Source organism: Rhizobium beringeri (genome assembly GCF_004306515.1).
Taxonomy (GTDB): domain Bacteria; phylum Pseudomonadota; class Alphaproteobacteria; order Rhizobiales; family Rhizobiaceae; genus Rhizobium; species Rhizobium beringeri.
The window spans coordinates 281,159-297,395 of record NZ_SILG01000002.1; the positions used below are offsets into that span (position 1 = coordinate 281,159).

The 16,237-nt window shown below is 61.4% G+C and carries 15 protein-coding genes; 6 read left to right on the forward strand and 9 right to left on the reverse strand.

Translation table 11 applies throughout. From position 1 onward, the window contains the following. Window positions 1–32: 32 nt before the first annotated feature. From ligD to ELH03_RS25030, 9 genes are all read right to left on the reverse strand, one after another. On the reverse strand, window positions 33–1,091 hold the full coding sequence (ligD, locus tag ELH03_RS24990) for a non-homologous end-joining DNA ligase (RefSeq protein WP_128411064.1): 1,059 nt from the start codon (window positions 1,089–1,091) through the stop codon (window positions 33–35). Window positions 1,092–1,370: 279 nt separating this feature from the next. Continuing rightward, the gene (gene derI, locus ELH03_RS24995; RefSeq protein WP_003562478.1) at window positions 1,371–1,826 is read right to left on the reverse strand and encodes a D-erythrulose-4-phosphate isomerase; all 456 of its coding nucleotides are present in this window, start codon (window positions 1,824–1,826) and stop codon (window positions 1,371–1,373) included. An 11-nt stretch (window positions 1,827–1,837) separates the two neighbouring features. Continuing rightward, window positions 1,838–2,608 carry a triose-phosphate isomerase gene (locus ELH03_RS25000; RefSeq protein ID WP_130766861.1) on the reverse strand — a complete coding sequence of 257 codons (771 nt, stop codon included), beginning with the start codon at window positions 2,606–2,608 and terminating at the stop codon, window positions 1,838–1,840. Further along, window positions 2,605–3,381, reverse strand: coding sequence for a DeoR/GlpR family DNA-binding transcription regulator (locus ELH03_RS25005; protein ID WP_128403332.1), 777 nt, complete (start codon window positions 3,379–3,381; stop codon window positions 2,605–2,607). Before ELH03_RS25005 ends, ELH03_RS25000 begins: the two co-directional genes overlap by 4 nt. A 99-nt stretch (window positions 3,382–3,480) precedes the next feature. Continuing rightward, on the reverse strand, window positions 3,481–4,416 hold the full coding sequence (locus tag ELH03_RS25010) for a sugar-binding transcriptional regulator (protein ID WP_027686361.1): 936 nt from the start codon (window positions 4,414–4,416) through the stop codon (window positions 3,481–3,483). A 70-nt stretch (window positions 4,417–4,486) separates the two neighbouring features. Next, entirely contained in the window at window positions 4,487–5,419 is a 933-nt protein-coding gene (locus ELH03_RS25015; protein ID WP_128411052.1) for a sugar phosphate isomerase/epimerase family protein, read from the reverse strand. A gap of 11 nt (window positions 5,420–5,430) precedes the next feature. Next, window positions 5,431–6,942: a glycerol-3-phosphate dehydrogenase gene (locus ELH03_RS25020; RefSeq protein ID WP_128411053.1), complete on the reverse strand. Its 1,512-nt coding sequence runs from the start codon at window positions 6,940–6,942 to the stop codon at window positions 5,431–5,433. Window positions 6,943–6,974: 32 nt separating this feature from the next. Then, window positions 6,975–8,549, reverse strand: coding sequence for an FGGY-family carbohydrate kinase (locus ELH03_RS25025; RefSeq protein WP_233943661.1), 1,575 nt, complete (start codon window positions 8,547–8,549; stop codon window positions 6,975–6,977). A 539-nt stretch (window positions 8,550–9,088) separates the two neighbouring features. Beyond that, window positions 9,089–9,292, reverse strand: coding sequence for a hypothetical protein (locus ELH03_RS25030; RefSeq protein ID WP_128411054.1), 204 nt, complete (start codon window positions 9,290–9,292; stop codon window positions 9,089–9,091). 47 nt (window positions 9,293–9,339) lie between these two features. On the opposite strand from ELH03_RS25030, the gene ELH03_RS25035 reads away from it, so the two are divergent. From ELH03_RS25035 to ELH03_RS25060, 6 genes are all read left to right on the forward strand, one after another. Further along, a complete protein-coding gene (locus ELH03_RS25035) occupies window positions 9,340–9,996 on the forward strand; it encodes a DUF2291 domain-containing protein (protein ID WP_128404000.1) in 657 nt (218 codons plus the stop codon). Beyond that, the gene (locus ELH03_RS25040; RefSeq protein WP_128403999.1) at window positions 9,993–11,537 is read left to right on the forward strand and encodes a sugar ABC transporter ATP-binding protein; all 1,545 of its coding nucleotides are present in this window, start codon (window positions 9,993–9,995) and stop codon (window positions 11,535–11,537) included. Before ELH03_RS25035 ends, ELH03_RS25040 begins: the two co-directional genes overlap by 4 nt. A gap of 22 nt (window positions 11,538–11,559) precedes the next feature. Continuing rightward, window positions 11,560–12,612, forward strand: a complete 1,053-nt coding sequence (locus tag ELH03_RS25045) for an ABC transporter permease (RefSeq protein ID WP_033183190.1) — start codon at window positions 11,560–11,562, stop codon at window positions 12,610–12,612. 111 nt (window positions 12,613–12,723) lie between these two features. Next, window positions 12,724–13,671 (forward strand): D-ribose ABC transporter substrate-binding protein, encoded by a 948-nt coding sequence (locus tag ELH03_RS25050; RefSeq protein ID WP_003550839.1) that lies wholly within the window; start codon window positions 12,724–12,726, stop codon window positions 13,669–13,671. 149 nt (window positions 13,672–13,820) lie between these two features. Further along, the gene (locus ELH03_RS25055) at window positions 13,821–14,663 is read left to right on the forward strand and encodes a DeoR/GlpR family DNA-binding transcription regulator (protein ID WP_128403998.1); all 843 of its coding nucleotides are present in this window, start codon (window positions 13,821–13,823) and stop codon (window positions 14,661–14,663) included. Between the two features lie 37 nt (window positions 14,664–14,700). Then, entirely contained in the window at window positions 14,701–16,230 is a 1,530-nt protein-coding gene (locus tag ELH03_RS25060) for an FGGY-family carbohydrate kinase (protein WP_130766862.1), read from the forward strand. Window positions 16,231–16,237 lie beyond the last annotated feature (7 nt).

Here is a 16,237-nt window from a genome sequence, read left to right on the forward strand (position 1 = left end):
AGCTCAAAGGGGAAAGCTGATAATCGTGATCCTTAACGGCCCAAGATGCCTTTCATGTCGAAAACGGCGGCATTGTCCTGAACCTCACGCAGCCCCTTGTAGGAGGCATGACGGAGATTGCCGTCATCCGTCCAGCCGCGAAACTCGATTTCGGCGATCAGCGTTGGCTGCACGAAGACGAGGCGTTTGCCGTTCAGGGGAACGACCGGCCGGCTCGTCTTCAATCGGTCGAGCGTTTTTTTCAGGTCTTCAGCATCCCTGGCACTGAAACCTGTCCCGACCGACCCCACGTAAACCCAGTCGAAGCCTTGTCTGCCGGCCAGCAGCAGGCTGCCGATGCCACCACGGGCGGATGCCGACTGCTCATAGCCGACGATCATGAAGCTCTCGCTCTGGACGCATTTTATTTTCAGCCAGTCGCCCGTGCGGCCACTGCGGTAGGGGCGGTCGCGATGCTTGGCGATGATGCCTTCCAGATGCCGATGGCAGGCGTGCTCGAGAAGGTCTTCGGCCGGCAGTTCTATCTCTTCCGAAATGCGGATTGCCTGATCGCCGCCTTCCGGTATCAGGTCCCTAAGGAGGTGCCGGCGCACGTCAAGCTCGGTGCCGGTGAGATCGTGCCCGTCGAGATAGAGAAGATCGAAGACGACGAGGATCGACTCGGTCGACACCCGCTTGCCGCCCCGCCCGCCGAGCGAACGTTGCAGGGCGCCAAAATCCGACCGGCCATGATCATCGAGCACAACCGCTTCGCCATCGAGAATGGCAGTGGTTACCCCAAGCCCTTTTGCTGCCGCGACGATGGTGGGGAAGCGGTGGGTCCAGTCATGGCCGCCGCGGGTGATGACCCGCACGCCCTTCGGCTCGATATGGATTGCCAATCGGTAGCCGTCCCACTTCACCTCGTAGAGCCAGTCCGGCCCGACAGGCACGGTCGGCTTCAGCAGCGCGAGGCAGGGCTCGACGCGCAGCGGCATTGGATCGAAGGGCAGACTGGGCTGGTCAGGATCGCGCTTACGGATCGGACGAGACTGCAGCTTCGACTGTGACTCGCCAAGCAAGGGCAGAATTGGGCGGCGCGGGTGCTTCATGATCAGGTCTAACACCTCCCCGGGTGCCCTGCTCGGTTTTTTCATCTGCTTCTTCTTCGCGTCGATGGCAACAACGCGACTCAACCAAATCACTTGGCTGATTGTTCCGAGTCGAAACGACTCTCAATTCTGGGACTTAACGCGTCGATGCTTCCCGTATTCCAAGTCCCGAAATCGCTGCCGGATCTGGATCGGGCCGAGCAGTCGTCGCATTAGTCGTCCCGGTGCGGCCTCAGTGGCATCGAACACACTCCGGCCCGGCATCACCCTCAGCATTTCTCAACGGGCGCTGTACTTCGCGTCGAGATCATCCATGGCCTTGACGTTACCGGCAGAACGGCCGTTCTCGTCGAAGGTCTGGGCAAGAAACGCATCAGCGATCGACTTTGCCAGCTCGGTTCCGATGACGCGGGCTCCCATGGTGATGATCTGCGCATTGTTGGAAAGCGCTGCGCGCTCGGCCGAATAGGTGTCGTGCGTCAGGGCGGCGCGGATGCCCGGAACCTTGTTGGCCGAGATGCAGACGCCGATGCCGGTGCCGCAAACAAGGATCGCCTTGTCGTAGGTGCCGTCGATGACGCCTGAGGCGACGCGATCCGAAAGGTTGGCGTAGAAAGGATCGGCGCCGGCGCTCGTGCGCGAGACTTCGTACACGTCGAAGCGGTCCTTCAGATGGTCGGCCAGAACCTTGGCGAGGCCTTCGCCGGCACTGTCTCCTGCAATGGCAAGCTTCATTGTCTTTCTCCTCAGAGTTTGGCGGCGCATTTGGTCAGGATGTCGAGGTAACCTTCGACATTCCAGGCCGAACGGCCGATGAAGAGCCCGTCGATATGCGGGCTCGAGATCAGTTCTTCGCAGTTCTGCGGGTTGACCGACCCGCCATAAAGGCAGGGGATCTTGCGGCCCAGCACAGCTTCGGCAACGGCGATGATTTCAGACTGGCGGGCATCCGCATAATCCGCGCTCGCCGGGATGCCCTTCTCGCCGATCGCCCAGACCGGCTCGTAGGCCAGCAGGATTTCGGCAGCCTTTTGGGCGCTGGAAAGTTTCAAAAGCGCGCCGCGCACCTGGGTCGCGAGGATGTCGGCAGCCTTTCCGCTTTCGCGGTCGGAAAGCGTCTCGCCAATGCAGATCAGCGGGATGAGACCGTGGCGAACGGCCGCTTCGGTCTTCAGCCCCACTGTCTCGTCGGTCTCTCCAAAGTGTTCGCGCCGCTCGGAATGACCGAGCTCGACGAGATCGAGATTGCAATCCTTCAGCATCACCGGCGAGACTTCGCCGGTCCAGGCGCCCTGGTCGGCCCAATGCATGTTCTGCGCGCCGACCTTCACCGAGGTCTTGGCAAGCATCGCCTTGACCTCGCGCACGGCCGTGAAGGGCGGAATCACGAAGCGCTGGATGCGCGGGTCGCGCGCGGCATCGGCGGCTTCGAGGCCGCGTGCGAAATGTTCGGCTTCAGCAAGCGTCTTGTTCATCTTCCAGCTGGTGCCAATCCAGAAGCGCGGCTTTTCGGTCATGTCGGATCCTGCGTTGATGCAATGGTGAGCGTAATGCCCGCCTGCTCGAATTCCTCCAGGACAGCAGCATCCGGTGCGCTGTCGGTGATAATCGCGTCGAAGTCGGCCAGATTCGCCATGACATGCAGGGCGGTGTGGCCGATGCGCTGATGATTGACCAGAAGGCAGGTCCTGGTCGACGATGCGATCATTGCCCGCTTGGCGCGCACGACGTTGTCGTCCATGTGATAGGCCAGCCTGCCGCTGACGGCAGGCGTTGAAATGAAGGCAATGTCGGCCCTCAACCGCGACAATGCCTCCTCGGTGACGACGCCGAGATAGGCGTTGAATTTCGCCGAATAGATGCCGCCAAGCGCGATCAGGGTGATGCCGGCTTCGCCTTTCAGCCGCTCCATGATCGCCGCATTGTTGGTGATCAACGTCAGCGGCCGCTTCTGCAGCAGCATTTCGCCGAGCACGGCCGCCATCGAGCCGTCGTTTACCATCACCGTCATCCCCGGCTCGACCAATTCCAGCGCGGTCTGCGCCATGGCCAGCTTGGCCTCGTTGCCCTGGCGCTCGCGAATGCGGAAGTCGCTTTCGAACTGCGTTCCGGCATCAATAGTCGCACCGCCGCGAACCTTGCGCAGGACGCCCGCCTGCTCGAGATCGTCGAGATCGCGATGGATCGTCATCTTTGACACGGTGAAGCGATCGGCAAGGTCGTCGAGATCGACGGTCTTGTTTTCGACGAGCAGGTTGACGATCAACTGCTGCCGCTCTTCCCGTCTCATCCCGCTCTCCACCCTCGTTTGATGTTAAGATAACGGAACATACGTGATAATCAACATCGTCTGTGTTATTTTGCGATCAAATGTTGTTGCATTCGATCGCTACTTCAATAATGCCTGCGCGGTTCGCTCGTCGGTGATCAGCCCGAAAAGACGGCGGCTATTCAGAATTGCCCGGATGGCCGGAACTTTCGACTGTCCGCCCGCCAGCGCCACAAGCCGCTCTTTCTTGGTCTTGGGGAAAGACGCAGAGAGCGTACGCGCCGTCAGCGCGGTGTCGAGGATGTGGCCGTCGGCGTCGAAAAAGTGTCCGAGGATTTCGCCGACGCCGCCTGCCGCAGCAATGTCGTCAATTTCACCGGGTTCAACCATGCCGGACAACACAAGCTGCGCCTCGGCATCGACGGTGCCCAGGCCGACGAGCTTCAGGTCGGCATTGTTGGCAAGATCGAAGACCTCCTTGACGGCACGCTGCGCCTTCAGCACTTCGCGGTCCTCGCCGGTATTGGCGAAAAAGGGAACCGGCATGACATAGGCATGGGCGCCGGTCTTTTCGGCGATGCGATGCATCACGTCATAGGGATTGGCGCCGTAGTTTCGTGTCAGCCCGCCAAGCAACGAGACGAAACGCAGGTTCTTCGCGCTCACCCTCGGCATATATTGGACGGCGGCGGAAAGCGTGCGGCCATGACCAAGGCCGATCACCGTATTGTCGCCGCGCTCGATCTCGCGCTTGAGATAGCCGGCGCCGGCATGGCCGAGTGCGCGCAGCGGCAAGCCTTCCTCGCCGAGATCGGGTGCGACCTCGCAATATTGAAGCCCGAACCGTTCCGAAAGCCGCATCTCCAGCTCGACGCATTCGACGATATCCCCGTCGATGGTGACTTTGACGACGCCGTCGGCAACCGCTCTTGCGATCAGGCGGTGGGCCTTTACCGACGGCACGCCGAGGCGGCGAGCAACGTCGGACTGCGTCAGGCCACCGGCATAGTGAAGCCAGGCAGCACGCACGGCAAGCGTATCATCGGCGTCCGTCATCACGGCTCCTTTTCGAAGGTCATGCGGCGATTCCGCCGTATCGCAGTGCTGCCTTTTAAAGATCTCTGCCTCAGATGTTCAAGTCAGCGACGCCGGTGTCGATATGCGGCGCCCAGAAGGCGACGCTTTCGGCGATCTGCGAGATGACCTGGCGATCGTTCGGCTCGCGTTCCTTGAAGGAGAGTTCCAGGCAGATTTCATTGTCCTTCGCCCCACCTTCGGCCAGCGCCTGCAGCAGAGGTGCCGGCTGGATGCGGCCCTTGGCGTTGAATTCGGCGGTAAAGGGCCGGTGCCCGCCCTTGTCCATCAAGCTCTGTTTGATGTGGATGATCGGCGATACCGGCGGGACGGCGCGTGCCCAGGCATAGGGGTCGTAGTCATCGGGGTCGGCGGAGGTGATGTCGCCATGATCGATATCCGCCATCATCCACATCGGGATGGCCATTCCGGCGGATGTCAGCCGCTCCTGCAGCGACAGGCAGGCGGCGATCGTCTCGCCGAACTCGCGGCCGATGCTCATCGGCTCCCAGAACATGTAGGAGAGGCCTGCGGCGCGCGCGTGCTCGGCGACATCGGCCCAACAATCGATGGCGATCTTGATCAGTTCCTCGCGTCTGGCTGGATCGTCGAAGTCCTTGTAGGTGAAGATCGCAAATTGCGTGCCGACCGAGTGGCCGCCGAGATCGGCGGTGATGTCGGCAAAGGTCTTGAACCAGTCGACGTAGTAGCGGCGCACATCGGCATCCGGATGCCCGAAATGGTTGAGGCGCCCATAGGGGCCTGTCATGCCCGAGGTGACCCGTACGCCGGTGCGCTTCAGCGCAGCGCTCATCGTGCGCGTCAGGCGGTGGATGACGGGCGCCTGCCAGCTCGGATTGATGAACTCGTGGGTCAGCTGGAGGTCGCGGATCCGCAAATCATGCGCAACCGTGTCGATGAGATCGTCTGGGTCGGCGAAGCGGTTCACCAGCGGATTGGTATTGAGCGAAAGGGTCAGCGGCATGGAGGCATCCTTCAGGCGGCGGCAAGGCGGGTTGAAGCAAACCACTCGCCAAAGGCCACGCGCTCCGCTTCGTTCAGATGGAGGTAGTGTTTGGTGCGGCGATAGAGGATGTCCTCGGCCGTTTCGGCCCATTCCATGGCGACGAGATAGCGGGCCTCGGCCTCATAGAGCTGTCCGCCGAAATGCCGCCCGAGCCCTTCCATGCCTGTCGCGCCGGCAACCACGTTCCTGGCGCGGGCGCCATAGAGACGGCCATAGTGATGCACGAGCTTGCGCGGCATCCAGGGATAGATATCGCGCAGACTGTTGGCAAAGCTCTCGTAATCGGCATTCGGAATTTCGCCGCCCGGCAGCGGCGCTTTCTCCGTCCAGTCGCCTCCCATGTTCGGGAAGATGTGCTTCAGGCGCTGCATGCCGCGTTCGGCGAGCTCGCGGAATGTGGTGATCTTGCCGCCGAAGACGTTGAGCAGCGGAGCGCCGCCTGTCTCGTCGAGATCGAAGACATAGTCGCGGGTAACGGCCGACGGGTTACCCTTGCCGTCGTCAAACAGCGGGCGCACGCCCGAGAAGCTGTGCAGCACATCGTGGCGGCGCAGCTTTTCCTTGAAGTAGCGATTGACCGCCTTGAGCAGATACTCGATCTCCGACTCGTCGGCGGCAACATCCTCGGCCCGGCCTTCGTACGCGATATCGGTCGTCCCGATCAGCGCCTTGTCGCCCTCGTAGGGATTGATGAAAATGACACGTTTGTCGTGGTTCTGCACCAGATAGGCATTGGCGCCCGCCCAGAACTTCGGCACGATGATGTGGCTGCCCTTGACGAGGCGGACATTGCGACCGGAGTTCGAACCGGCGACGCGATTGATGATGTCCATCACCCAGGGGCCGGCGCAATTCACCAGACATTTGGCACGGAAGGTTCGCGTCTCTCCCGTGGAGTTGCTTTTCGTGACCACGGTCCAACCGCCATTCTCGCGGCGGGCCGACACGGCTGGCGAGCGGGTCAGCACCAGAGCGCCGTTTTCCGCTGCGCTGACCGCATTCAAGGTCACGAGGCGGGCATCGTCGACCCAGCAATCGGAATATTCAAAGCCGCGTGTATATTGATCGAGGATCGGCGTGCCTTCCGGGTCGCGGAGCAGGTTGAGCGTGCGGGTCCCTGGCAGCTTCTTGCGGCCGCCGAGATGATCATAGAGGAAGAGGCCGAGCCGCACGAGCCATGCGGGGCGATCTTCAGGGCTGTGCGGCAGGACGAAGCGCATCGGCCAGATGATATGCGGCGCGGCATTGAGCAGCACTTCACGCTCGATCAACGCCTCACGCACCAGGCGGAATTCGTAATATTCGAGGTAACGCAGACCGCCATGCACCAGCTTGCCTGAACGCGACGAGGTTCCCTGAGCCAGATCGTCCTTTTCGCACAGCACGACCTTCAGGCCGCGACCCGCAGCATCGCGTGCGATTCCCGCGCCGTTGATGCCTCCGCCGATGACGAAGAGATCCAGGAGTTCGGGTTCGGTCATGTCATGCTCCTTCGATGCCTGCTGCATCAGAATTACGCGCCCACCGGCGACGTCGTTGCGGCTTCGGCAAGCTTGTCCCAGGCGGGCGTCATTGCCTGGCGCACATCGGTATAGGCGGAAAAGAGCCGGTCGAACCGGTGGGCCTCGCTGGCGTCCGGTGTCTCCGAATCGCCGAGCAGCGGCGTCACCCAGTCGGCAATACAATCGTCCATGCTCGAATAGACGCCGACAGCCACCGCCGCCATCATCGCCACGCCGGCCGCCCCCGTCTCTTCACGGCGCGACTGGCGGATCGGTGCGTTAACGGCGGCCGAGAGTGAACGGCGAAGAGCGACGGAGCGTGTTGCCCCGCCCGTGACCCGCAGCTCTTCGGGCATCGCGCCCATCGCCGCGTAGCAGTCGCGGGTGGCAAGCCCCAACCCTTCGACCACGCTGCGCAGCAAGTCGGGGAAGCCGTGACGCATCGAAAGCCCGGTGAAGCCCGCGCGCGCATTGGCGTTGACGAAAGGCCCACGTTCGCCCGCTTCGGAAATGTAGGGGTGGTAAAGCACCGACCCCGGTCGGCTTTCTGCAAACCAGCCATCGATGCGTGCAATGAGGTCTGCATGCGAAGCAGGCTTGCCTGCCTCGGACATGAGATAGGCGGCGACACCAAGGATCCAGTCGATGTTGATCGTGGCGCCCATATTGGTCTGGACCTGGGTGACGATGCCGGGGATAGGCAGGGCGATCACGTAGCCGGTGCCCTGACGATTGAGCTGAACGTCGGCAACGGACTTGGCGCGCAAGTGCACGCCGGTCGAGCCGATCGTCGAGCAGGCGGCGTTGCGAGCGCCGCTGCGCACGCCTGCGCCAAGCGCCGTCATCACCATATCGACATAGCCGAGACAGACCGGCGTTCCGGCAAGAAGCCCGCAGGCCTTCGCCGCCTCCGAGGTCAGCGGGTGGCTGATCTCGCTGCCGTCGATGATCTCGGGCAGGAGCCCGCGTCTATGGTCAAGGCCGAGCGCCTCGATCACGACTGCATCATACTGGCGCGTTCTGAAATTGCCGAAGGTGAAACTTGCCTCCGATGGATCGGTTGCCCGCACGCCAGTGAGGTTGAGATAGAGCCAGTCCTTGCAGTGCAGCGCCGTCTCCGCCCGATCGAGAAGGTCCGGCGTGAAGCGGTCCATATGGGCAAGTTGCGCGCCCTGCTGGCAAGTGTTGAGGCCAGTGCCCGTTGCCTCGAAGCGGGCACGGTTCTGGGTTCCGCCGGCAAGCGACTTAACCGTTGGCGCGGCGCGCGCGTCGAGCCACAGCCAGGCATCGGCGACCGGCGTATTGCCGCGGCCGACGAGCCATGTGCCGTCGCCCTGTCCGGTGACGGCGATGGCTGCGGTGCGTGATGCAAGATCAGGGACTTTTTCGCTAAGGCCACGCAACGCACTGGCGCAATCGAGCCAGGTCTGATCCAGCGACTGCGTTGCCGAGCCATCGTCTCCGGTGGTGTATCTGTTGCGAACGGAGGCCGTGGCAATCTGGCGTCCGGACAGATCGAAGGCGACGGCCTTGATGACCGAGGTGCCGGCATCTATGCCAATGATGATCTTCTGGGTCGATATCATCGCAGGCCTATCTCGCCACCATCGCAAGCGCCTCGGCGGGCAATACGCGCATCAAATTCATCTGAAGTCCTCCCGATCCCTAAACTCTCTGGGATGATGCATCCGGCTGAAAACGTCGGTCCTTTCACGGGTAACGGCAAGCGCTCCGCCTTTGGCAAATCTCAGATCTGGCGTGCAGCCGAAACCTCCCTAAGTTCGCTCGAAAACATAACATAAAGATACCACAATGCCAGTAAGATTTTTCTAGCGATGTAATTTTTTTCATTTAAAATAGGAGAGCAAGGAGTTTACGTCCGTGCCATCAAGCTATCGGCGCGCAGCATCGAAAACGGTAATGCGCGCAATGCTCGATCTGTAAAATTTTGCATGAAAAACAGAGAGATGTTGCTATAATTCGGTAGAATGACAAGTGAGAAGGCGCCTGCATTTGCTGTCAGTTTTTGCTGCACCGCAGCGTGATGAACAAGATGTAAGGTCATGCATTTCAGACGATCTGCCGTTAAAGTGCCGTTGACAGCTTATAAAATATATAACATCATTTACGGAATAAGTAACATACTTCTATCACGGAAGTGCGCTTCCTGATGGAGAATTTGCAGGCCCAGGCGGTTGGAGGAGACAGCCGCCGGTCTTGTTGAGGAGGCTTCCGATGCGAATTTTCGTCCAGAGTTGCGCTCTTGCGGGTGGCCCGCCGGCTTCTGTTCCGGTGCGACGCAATGCTTCAGCGCGCCTGCGATCATCATCGCGCTAGCCCTCCCATCTTGCCATTCCAAGCCAAAGGCCGTCCGACATGAGTACCTCGCCCGATCATGCAGCATCAAAGCCGAGCAGCGGCAATCGCGGGCTCCTTGTCAGCGCGGCGGTGGCGGTCATCGTCGTTGCAGCGATCGCGTTCGATACGACGGTCGTCAAGATCGGTTCCGAAAACGATGTCCGCCAGCAGGCATTCTCTCCGGAAACCTTCGGCGCCGAGCAGTTCCCGAAGATCAAGGCAAATGTCGAGGAGCGGGCCGTTGCGGCCGCCGATCTCGCGGCCGCCATTGCCGCCGACAAGAAGGCGGCGGCCGAGAAATACGGTACTGCGACGAGCACCGGACCGGTCATTCCCGTTACGCTGACCGGCGTTTTCGGCGCCCGCAAGTCGAACACCAACGAAATAAAGATCGATGGGTTGCCTCCCGAGACGGTGGTCCGTGTCCAGACCGGCCCTGCGGTCAACGGCACGGACCTCCGCGATGCAACCGGCACCATCGAATTCGGCCAATTTACCAACCAGATCCAGTATCAGGATGCCGGCTCGGCCATCAATAACGAGATGAAGAAGGCGGTTTTTGCGGGCCTGGATGCTGACGCCTTGGACGGAAAGCAGGCGACCGTCGTCGGCGTCTTCAAACTCATCAACCCGAAGAACTGGCTCGTCACGCCGGTGAAGGTCGAGCTCAAATGAGCCAGCCGCAACGCAGCAACGGGGCGAAAGGCGAGGTCGTCCTCGCCGCCCGCAACATCGCAAAATCCTACGGCAGCGTTCACGCCCTGAAAGGAGTGAACTTCGACATCCACCGTGGCCAGGTCACAACGCTGTTCGGAGAGAACGGCGCGGGCAAGTCGACCCTGATGAAGATCCTTTCGGGTGTGGCGCAGCCAAGCTCCGGCGAGATCATTCTCGACGGCTCGCCGATCAGCTTTAGCTCGTCGACCCATGCGCGCGAGTGCGGGATCTCGATCATTCACCAGGAGCTCAGCCTCGCCCCCAATCTCAGTGTCCGCGACAATATTTTCATGGGCCGGGAGATCATCAAGGGCGGTGTCGTCGACTTCGCTGAAGAGGAGCGTCAGACCCGGGCGCTCATGGAAGAGCTCGAGGAAGACATCGATCCGCTGACGCGCGTCGAGGATCTTCGCCTCGGCCAGCAGCAGATCGTCGAGATTGCACGAGCCCTCTCCGTCAATTCGCGCATCCTGATCATGGACGAGCCGACCTCGGCGCTGAGCGCGACGGAAGTGGAAGTGCTCTTCAAGGTCATCCACGACCTGACGAGCCGCGGCGTGTCGATCGTCTACATCTCGCATCATCTGGAAGAGGCGCTGCAGATCACCAATCACGCCGTCGTTCTACGCGACGGAAACATGACGGCTTATGCCGAGCGCAAGGATATCGATCTCGAATGGATCGTCCGCAACATGGTCGGCGAGAACTTCGACCTTGGCAGCCCGCCGCAAGGTCACCCCTTCGGTGACTTCTCGCTTTCCATCGAAAACCTCAGTGTCCCCGGTCCCTCCGGCGCTGCCTATAATGCAGTCGATCGTCTGTCTCTCAAGGTGCGTGCCGGTGAGATCGTCTGCATCTACGGGCTGATGGGCGCGGGGCGCACGGAACTGCTCGAATGCATTGCCGGACGTCTGCGCGCAAGTGGCGGACAGGTTCTGCTCGAAGGACAGGACGTCAGCGGGCTCAGCATCGCCGGGCGCATTGCCAGCGGTCTCGTGCTTGTACCGGAAGATCGCCAGCGCGACGGCCTCGTCCAGACGATGACGGTCGGCTCCAATCTGTCGCTTGCGAGTATCCGCGCCTTCACCAAAGGGCTTTTCACCTCCGGCCATCGGGAGCGCGATCTCGTCAATGACGCGATCCGGCGGGTGCATGTGAAAACCGATGGCGGTGCGGCTTCGATCGGCTCGCTCTCCGGCGGCAACCAGCAGAAAGTCGTCATCGGCAAGATGCTGGCAACCCAGCCGAAGGTCATCCTGCTCGATGAGCCAAGCCGCGGCATCGACATCGGCGCCAAGGCGGAAGTTTTCAAATTGCTCGCGGAGCGCGCCAAGCAGGGATTGGCGGTCATCTATTCGACGTCCGAAGTCAATGAATGCCTGAGTATCGCACACCGCATCATCGTCATGCACCGTGGCAGGATATCGGCCGAGTTCGGCTCGGATGTCACCAAGGAAAAGATCATGGCCGCCTCCGGCGAAGCCGTGATCGCGCACTAGCCTGGATTATGGAGCACTGATTATGTCAGTCACGAACGTCACCGAAAAGAAATCAGTTTCCAGCGGGCCGAAGCGCAATACCAATATCGTGCGTCTCATCCTGGAGGGCCGGGCCTTCTTCGCGCTGATCGTCATCATCGCGGTCTTCTCGTTCCTGTCGCCCTATTACTTCACGCTGAACAACTTCCTGATCATGGCGTCGCACGTCGCGATCTTCGGCATTCTGGCGATCGGCATGCTGCTCGTCATCCTGAATGGCGGCATCGACCTGTCGGTCGGCTCGACGCTGGGGCTTGCAGGTTGCATCGCCGGTTTCCTGATGCACGGCGTCACGCTCACCTATTTCGGCGTCATCCTCTATCCGCCGGTCTGGGCCGTCGTCGTCATCACATGTGCGCTCGGTGCGCTGGTCGGTGCGGTCAACGGCGTGCTGATCGCCTATCTCAAGGTGCCGGCCTTCGTCGCCTCACTCGGCGTGCTCTACGTGGCCCGCGGTATCGCGCTGCTGATGACCAACGGCCTGACCTACAATAATCTCGGCGGCCGTCCGGAACTCGGCAATACCGGCTTCGACTGGCTCGGCTTCAACCGGCTCGCAGGCATTCCGATCGGGGTCATTGTGCTTGCGGTTCTCGCCATCGTTTGCGGCATCGTGCTGAGCCGCACCGCCTTCGGCCGCTGGCTCTACGCCTCAGGTGGCAACGAGCGTGCCGCCGACCTCTCCGGCGTCCCGGTCAAGCGCGTGAAGATCATCGTCTATGTGCTTTCGGGCGTCTGTGCCGCGATCGCCGGCCTGGTCCTCTCCTCGCAGCTGACCTCCGCCGGTCCGACGGCAGGCACAACCTACGAACTGACGGCGATCGCAGCCGTGGTCATCGGCGGCGCGGCGCTGACCGGCGGCCGCGGTACGGTTCGCGGCACCATGCTCGGCGCCTTCGTCATCGGCTTCCTTTCGGACGGCCTCGTGATCATCGGCGTCTCGGCCTACTGGCAGACGGTATTCACCGGCGCTGTGATCGTTCTCGCCGTCCTCATGAACAGCATCCAATACGGCCGCCGGGTCAAATCGTCCTGACGGCTGAGACCGAAACTTATCCACGACGGCAGGCTGGAGTCCACGAAGCCGATTGGGGAAAGCAGTGCCGGATCCCCGGCAATAACTGAACTCACGAATGGGAGAGAGACTATGTTTAAGAAAGGCATGCGCATACTTCTGGCCGCCGCGGCCGTGGCACCGCTTCTTGCAAGCTCCGCTTGGGCGGCTGGCATGATGACGATCATCGTCAACGATCCGTCGAATCCCTATTGGCTGACGGAAGGCAATGTCGCCAAGGCAACCGCCGAAAAGCTGGGCTACACGGCCTCGGTCAACGCCCACAAGGGTGACACCAATACCGAAAGCAACCTGATCGACACGGCGATCACCAACAAGTCGGTGGCAATCATCCTCGACCCGGCAAACGCCGACGGTTCCGTCGGTGCGGTCAAGAAGGCCGTTGCTGCCGGCATCCCGGTCATCCTCGTCAACGCCGAAATCAACCAGGAAGGCCTGGCCAAGGCGCAGCTTGTGTCCAACAACGCGCAGGGTGCCGCCCTCGGCGCACAGCAATGGGTCGAAGCGATCGGCGACAAGGGCAACTATGCCGAACTCTTCGGCGCGCCGTCCGACAACAACGCAGCAACGCGGTCGAATGGCTACGAGACTGTCCTTTCGCAGTATCCGGATCTGAAGAAGGTCGCCAAGGAAGTTGCCAACTGGGACCGCACCCAGGGCCACAACAAGATGCAGTCCATGCTGCAGGCCAACCCGGATATTGTCGGCGTCATCTCGGGCAATGACGAAATGGCGCTCGGTGCGATCGCCGCACTCAAGGAAGCCGGCAAGCTTGCCAATGTGAAGGTCGGCGGCTTCGACGGTTCGCCGGATGCCGTTGCTGCCATCAAGGCAGGCGAACTCCAGTACACCGTCCTCCAACCGGTTGCCGTCTTTTCCGAAGAAGCCGTCAAGCAGGCCGATAACCTGATCAAGACGGGTAACACGGGTGCCAAGAGCGAGAAGCAGCTCTTCGATTGCCTGTTGATCACCAAGGACAACATCGACAAGTACACCGGCCCGTTCGTTCTGGCGCAGTAAACGGTAAAGGGCGCTCGCAAGAGCGCCCTCATTTTCATGCCGGAAGCGATGGCCGGCGGCCCAACCGCCGGTTGCGTTTCGCCTTTTTGCCTTGGCGCGGCAATCACTGTACGAAGCTGGGATCCATAATTCAGCGACAGGGGTGACCCGTGACACAGAAGACCAGCCGGGACGACGATCTGTTGGACCAGCTCACCAGCGACAGCCGGCAGACGCGCCAGATCGCGCGCCGCCGCATGATTGCGGAGGCCGTGATGGGTGAAGGCTCGATGCGGATTGAAGACCTGACAGACCGCTTTGGGATCAGCCTGATGACGGCTCACCGCGATGTCGATGAACTCGTCAGCCGCGGCCTCTTCAGGAAGACGCGCGGCATCGTCACTGCGGCGGCGACCAATCTCATCGAATCCAGCGACGTCTACCGCTCCAACCGTCAGTCGGTGGAAAAGAAGCTGATCGCCGAGGCGGCAATGCAATTCGTCGAACCGGGACAGGCGATCTTTTTCGATGACTCGACCACGGTACTTCAGATGGCGGCGCATCTGCCTTCGAAGGTGCCGGTCACCGCAATTACCAATTCCCTGACGCTGATGAATGCGCTGACGGGCCTGCACGACGTGACGCTGCTCGCCCTCGGCGGCCAGTATTACAATTGGTGCAATGCCTTCATGGGTCGCATAACCATCAACGAGATCAAGGCTCTCAGGGCAGATGTCGCGTTCATCTCGATGTCGGCGATCAGCGATGGCACGGTGCTGCACCAGTCTCCTGAAACAGTCGATACCAAGCGCGCCATGTTCGACTGTTCCGTAAAACGCATCCTGCTTGCCGATCATACCAAGTTCGAACGGCGTGCACTCCACAGTTTCGCAGCACTGGATGAGTTCGACGTCGTTATCGTCGACGACAAGACCCAGCCGGTGCACATCGACCGCATGCGGTCCAGAGATATCAACCTGGTCATCGCCAAGGGCGCCGGAGGGCGCTCCTGACGGCGCGGACCGGTTGTCCCTCGTGAGGTAAACGTGAATGCCGACACTGCTCGGGATCGATAGTGGTTTGACAGTCACCAAGGCGGTCATCTTCGATATCGACGGCACGCCGCTTGCAGCCGCCCGGCGCCGCGTCACGCAGTTCATTCCGAAGGCCCGCCATATCGAGCGCGACATGGATGAATTGTGGAACGCGACGGCCGATGCCATCCGGGAAGCGATTTCACTCAGCGGGCGACCGGCAAGCGACATAGAGGGCATTGCCGCTACCGCGCATGGAGACGGCATCTACCTGCTCGATGACGCCCGGAAGCCGCTCGGCCGGGCCATTCTCTCGCTGGACAGCCGGGCAGGGGCGATCGTCGACCGGTGGACGAAAAGCGACGTCGCCGACCTGGCGATCGAACTGACGGGACAGATCCCGCACGTCTCCGCGCCATCGGCATTGCTTGCCTGGATCCGCGAAATGGAGCCTGAGCGCTACAAGCGCATCGGCCATTTCATCAGTTGCAAGGACTGGCTGCGGTTCTGCCTGACCGGGACCATCGGTACGGACCGCACCGAAGCCAGCACCTCCTTCACCAATGTCAAAACGCAGAACTACAGTGAGGATGCCCTGCGGCTGTTTGGCTTGCAGGATCTCGTCCACGCGCTGCCACCAGCCTCGCGCTCCGACCAGATCGTCGGACGCGTGACCCGTGAAGCCGCGCAGCTGACGGGCCTTGCCGAGGGAACGCCTGTCGTTGCCGGTCTGCACGACGTCACGGCCTCGGCGCTCGGGGCAGGGGGCTATACCAAGGGCGTTGTCGCGGTCATTGCCGGGACCTATTCGATCAACGAGACGCTTTCGTCGGAACCGCGTGTCGACCGGCGCTGGTTCTGCCGCAACGGGATTGCACCCGGCATCTGGAACAGCATGTCGATCTCGCCTGCATCGACAGCGAATTACGACTGGTTTCTGGACACGCTCTGCGCTGCCGAACGGAAGAATGGCGAGGTGCAAGGCAACTCGATCCACGGCCTGCTGGCGCCCGAGATCGCGGCCGCTTTCGAGCGCCCCTCGACCGCGCTCTTCCATCCCTATCTGTTCGGCTCGCCTTATGGCGCGGCGGCCAGCGCCGGCTTCTTCGGGCTCGGTGGATGGCACGACCGCGGCGACATGCTGCGCGCCGTGCTTGAGGGCATCGCTTTCAATCATCGCATTCATGTCGACGCGCTTCGCGACGGCTTTGCCTTCGATCAGGCGCGGCTCGCCGGGGGCATCTCGCGCAACCCTGCCGTCGTGCAGATGTTTGCCGATGTGCTTGGCATGCCGGTCACGGTAACCGAGACGGATGAGGCGGCCGCCTGGGGTGCTGCGCTTTGTGCCGGGTCGGGCGCCGGGGTCTTCGCCGATCCGCAGAGCGATCCGCGCGACACTGCCTCTATCGCAAAGACTTGCCGGCCCGATGCGGCGCGCAGCGCGGATTATGAAAAGCGTTACCAGGTGTTCCGCGACATTGCCGACGCGATGATCCCCCTTTGGCCGAAAATTGCCGCGCTTGCGCCGGAACAATCGGCAAACTGAAAAGACA

Coding starts and splice junctions, on each gene's coding strand:
- ligD (WP_128411064.1), bottom strand. CDS start 1,091: ATGAAGCACCCGCGCCGCCCAATTCTGCCCTTGCTTGGCGAGTCACAG.
- derI (WP_003562478.1), bottom strand. CDS start 1,826: ATGAAGCTTGCCATTGCAGGAGACAGTGCCGGCGAAGGCCTCGCCAAG.
- ELH03_RS25000 (WP_130766861.1), bottom strand. CDS start 2,608: ATGACCGAAAAGCCGCGCTTCTGGATTGGCACCAGCTGGAAGATGAAC.
- ELH03_RS25005 (WP_128403332.1), bottom strand. CDS start 3,381: ATGAGACGGGAAGAGCGGCAGCAGTTGATCGTCAACCTGCTCGTCGAA.
- ELH03_RS25010 (WP_027686361.1), bottom strand. CDS start 4,416: ATGACGGACGCCGATGATACGCTTGCCGTGCGTGCTGCCTGGCTTCAC.
- ELH03_RS25015 (WP_128411052.1), bottom strand. CDS start 5,419: ATGCCGCTGACCCTTTCGCTCAATACCAATCCGCTGGTGAACCGCTTC.
- ELH03_RS25020 (WP_128411053.1), bottom strand. CDS start 6,942: ATGACCGAACCCGAACTCCTGGATCTCTTCGTCATCGGCGGAGGCATC.
- ELH03_RS25025 (WP_233943661.1), bottom strand. CDS start 8,549: ATGATATCGACCCAGAAGATCATCATTGGCATAGATGCCGGCACCTCG.
- ELH03_RS25030 (WP_128411054.1), bottom strand. CDS start 9,292: ATGATGATCGCAGGCGCGCTGAAGCATTGCGTCGCACCGGAACAGAAG.
- ELH03_RS25035 (WP_128404000.1), top strand. CDS start 9,340: ATGAGTACCTCGCCCGATCATGCAGCATCAAAGCCGAGCAGCGGCAAT.
- ELH03_RS25040 (WP_128403999.1), top strand. CDS start 9,993: ATGAGCCAGCCGCAACGCAGCAACGGGGCGAAAGGCGAGGTCGTCCTC.
- ELH03_RS25045 (WP_033183190.1), top strand. CDS start 11,560: ATGTCAGTCACGAACGTCACCGAAAAGAAATCAGTTTCCAGCGGGCCG.
- ELH03_RS25050 (WP_003550839.1), top strand. CDS start 12,724: ATGTTTAAGAAAGGCATGCGCATACTTCTGGCCGCCGCGGCCGTGGCA.
- ELH03_RS25060 (WP_130766862.1), top strand. CDS start 14,701: ATGCCGACACTGCTCGGGATCGATAGTGGTTTGACAGTCACCAAGGCG.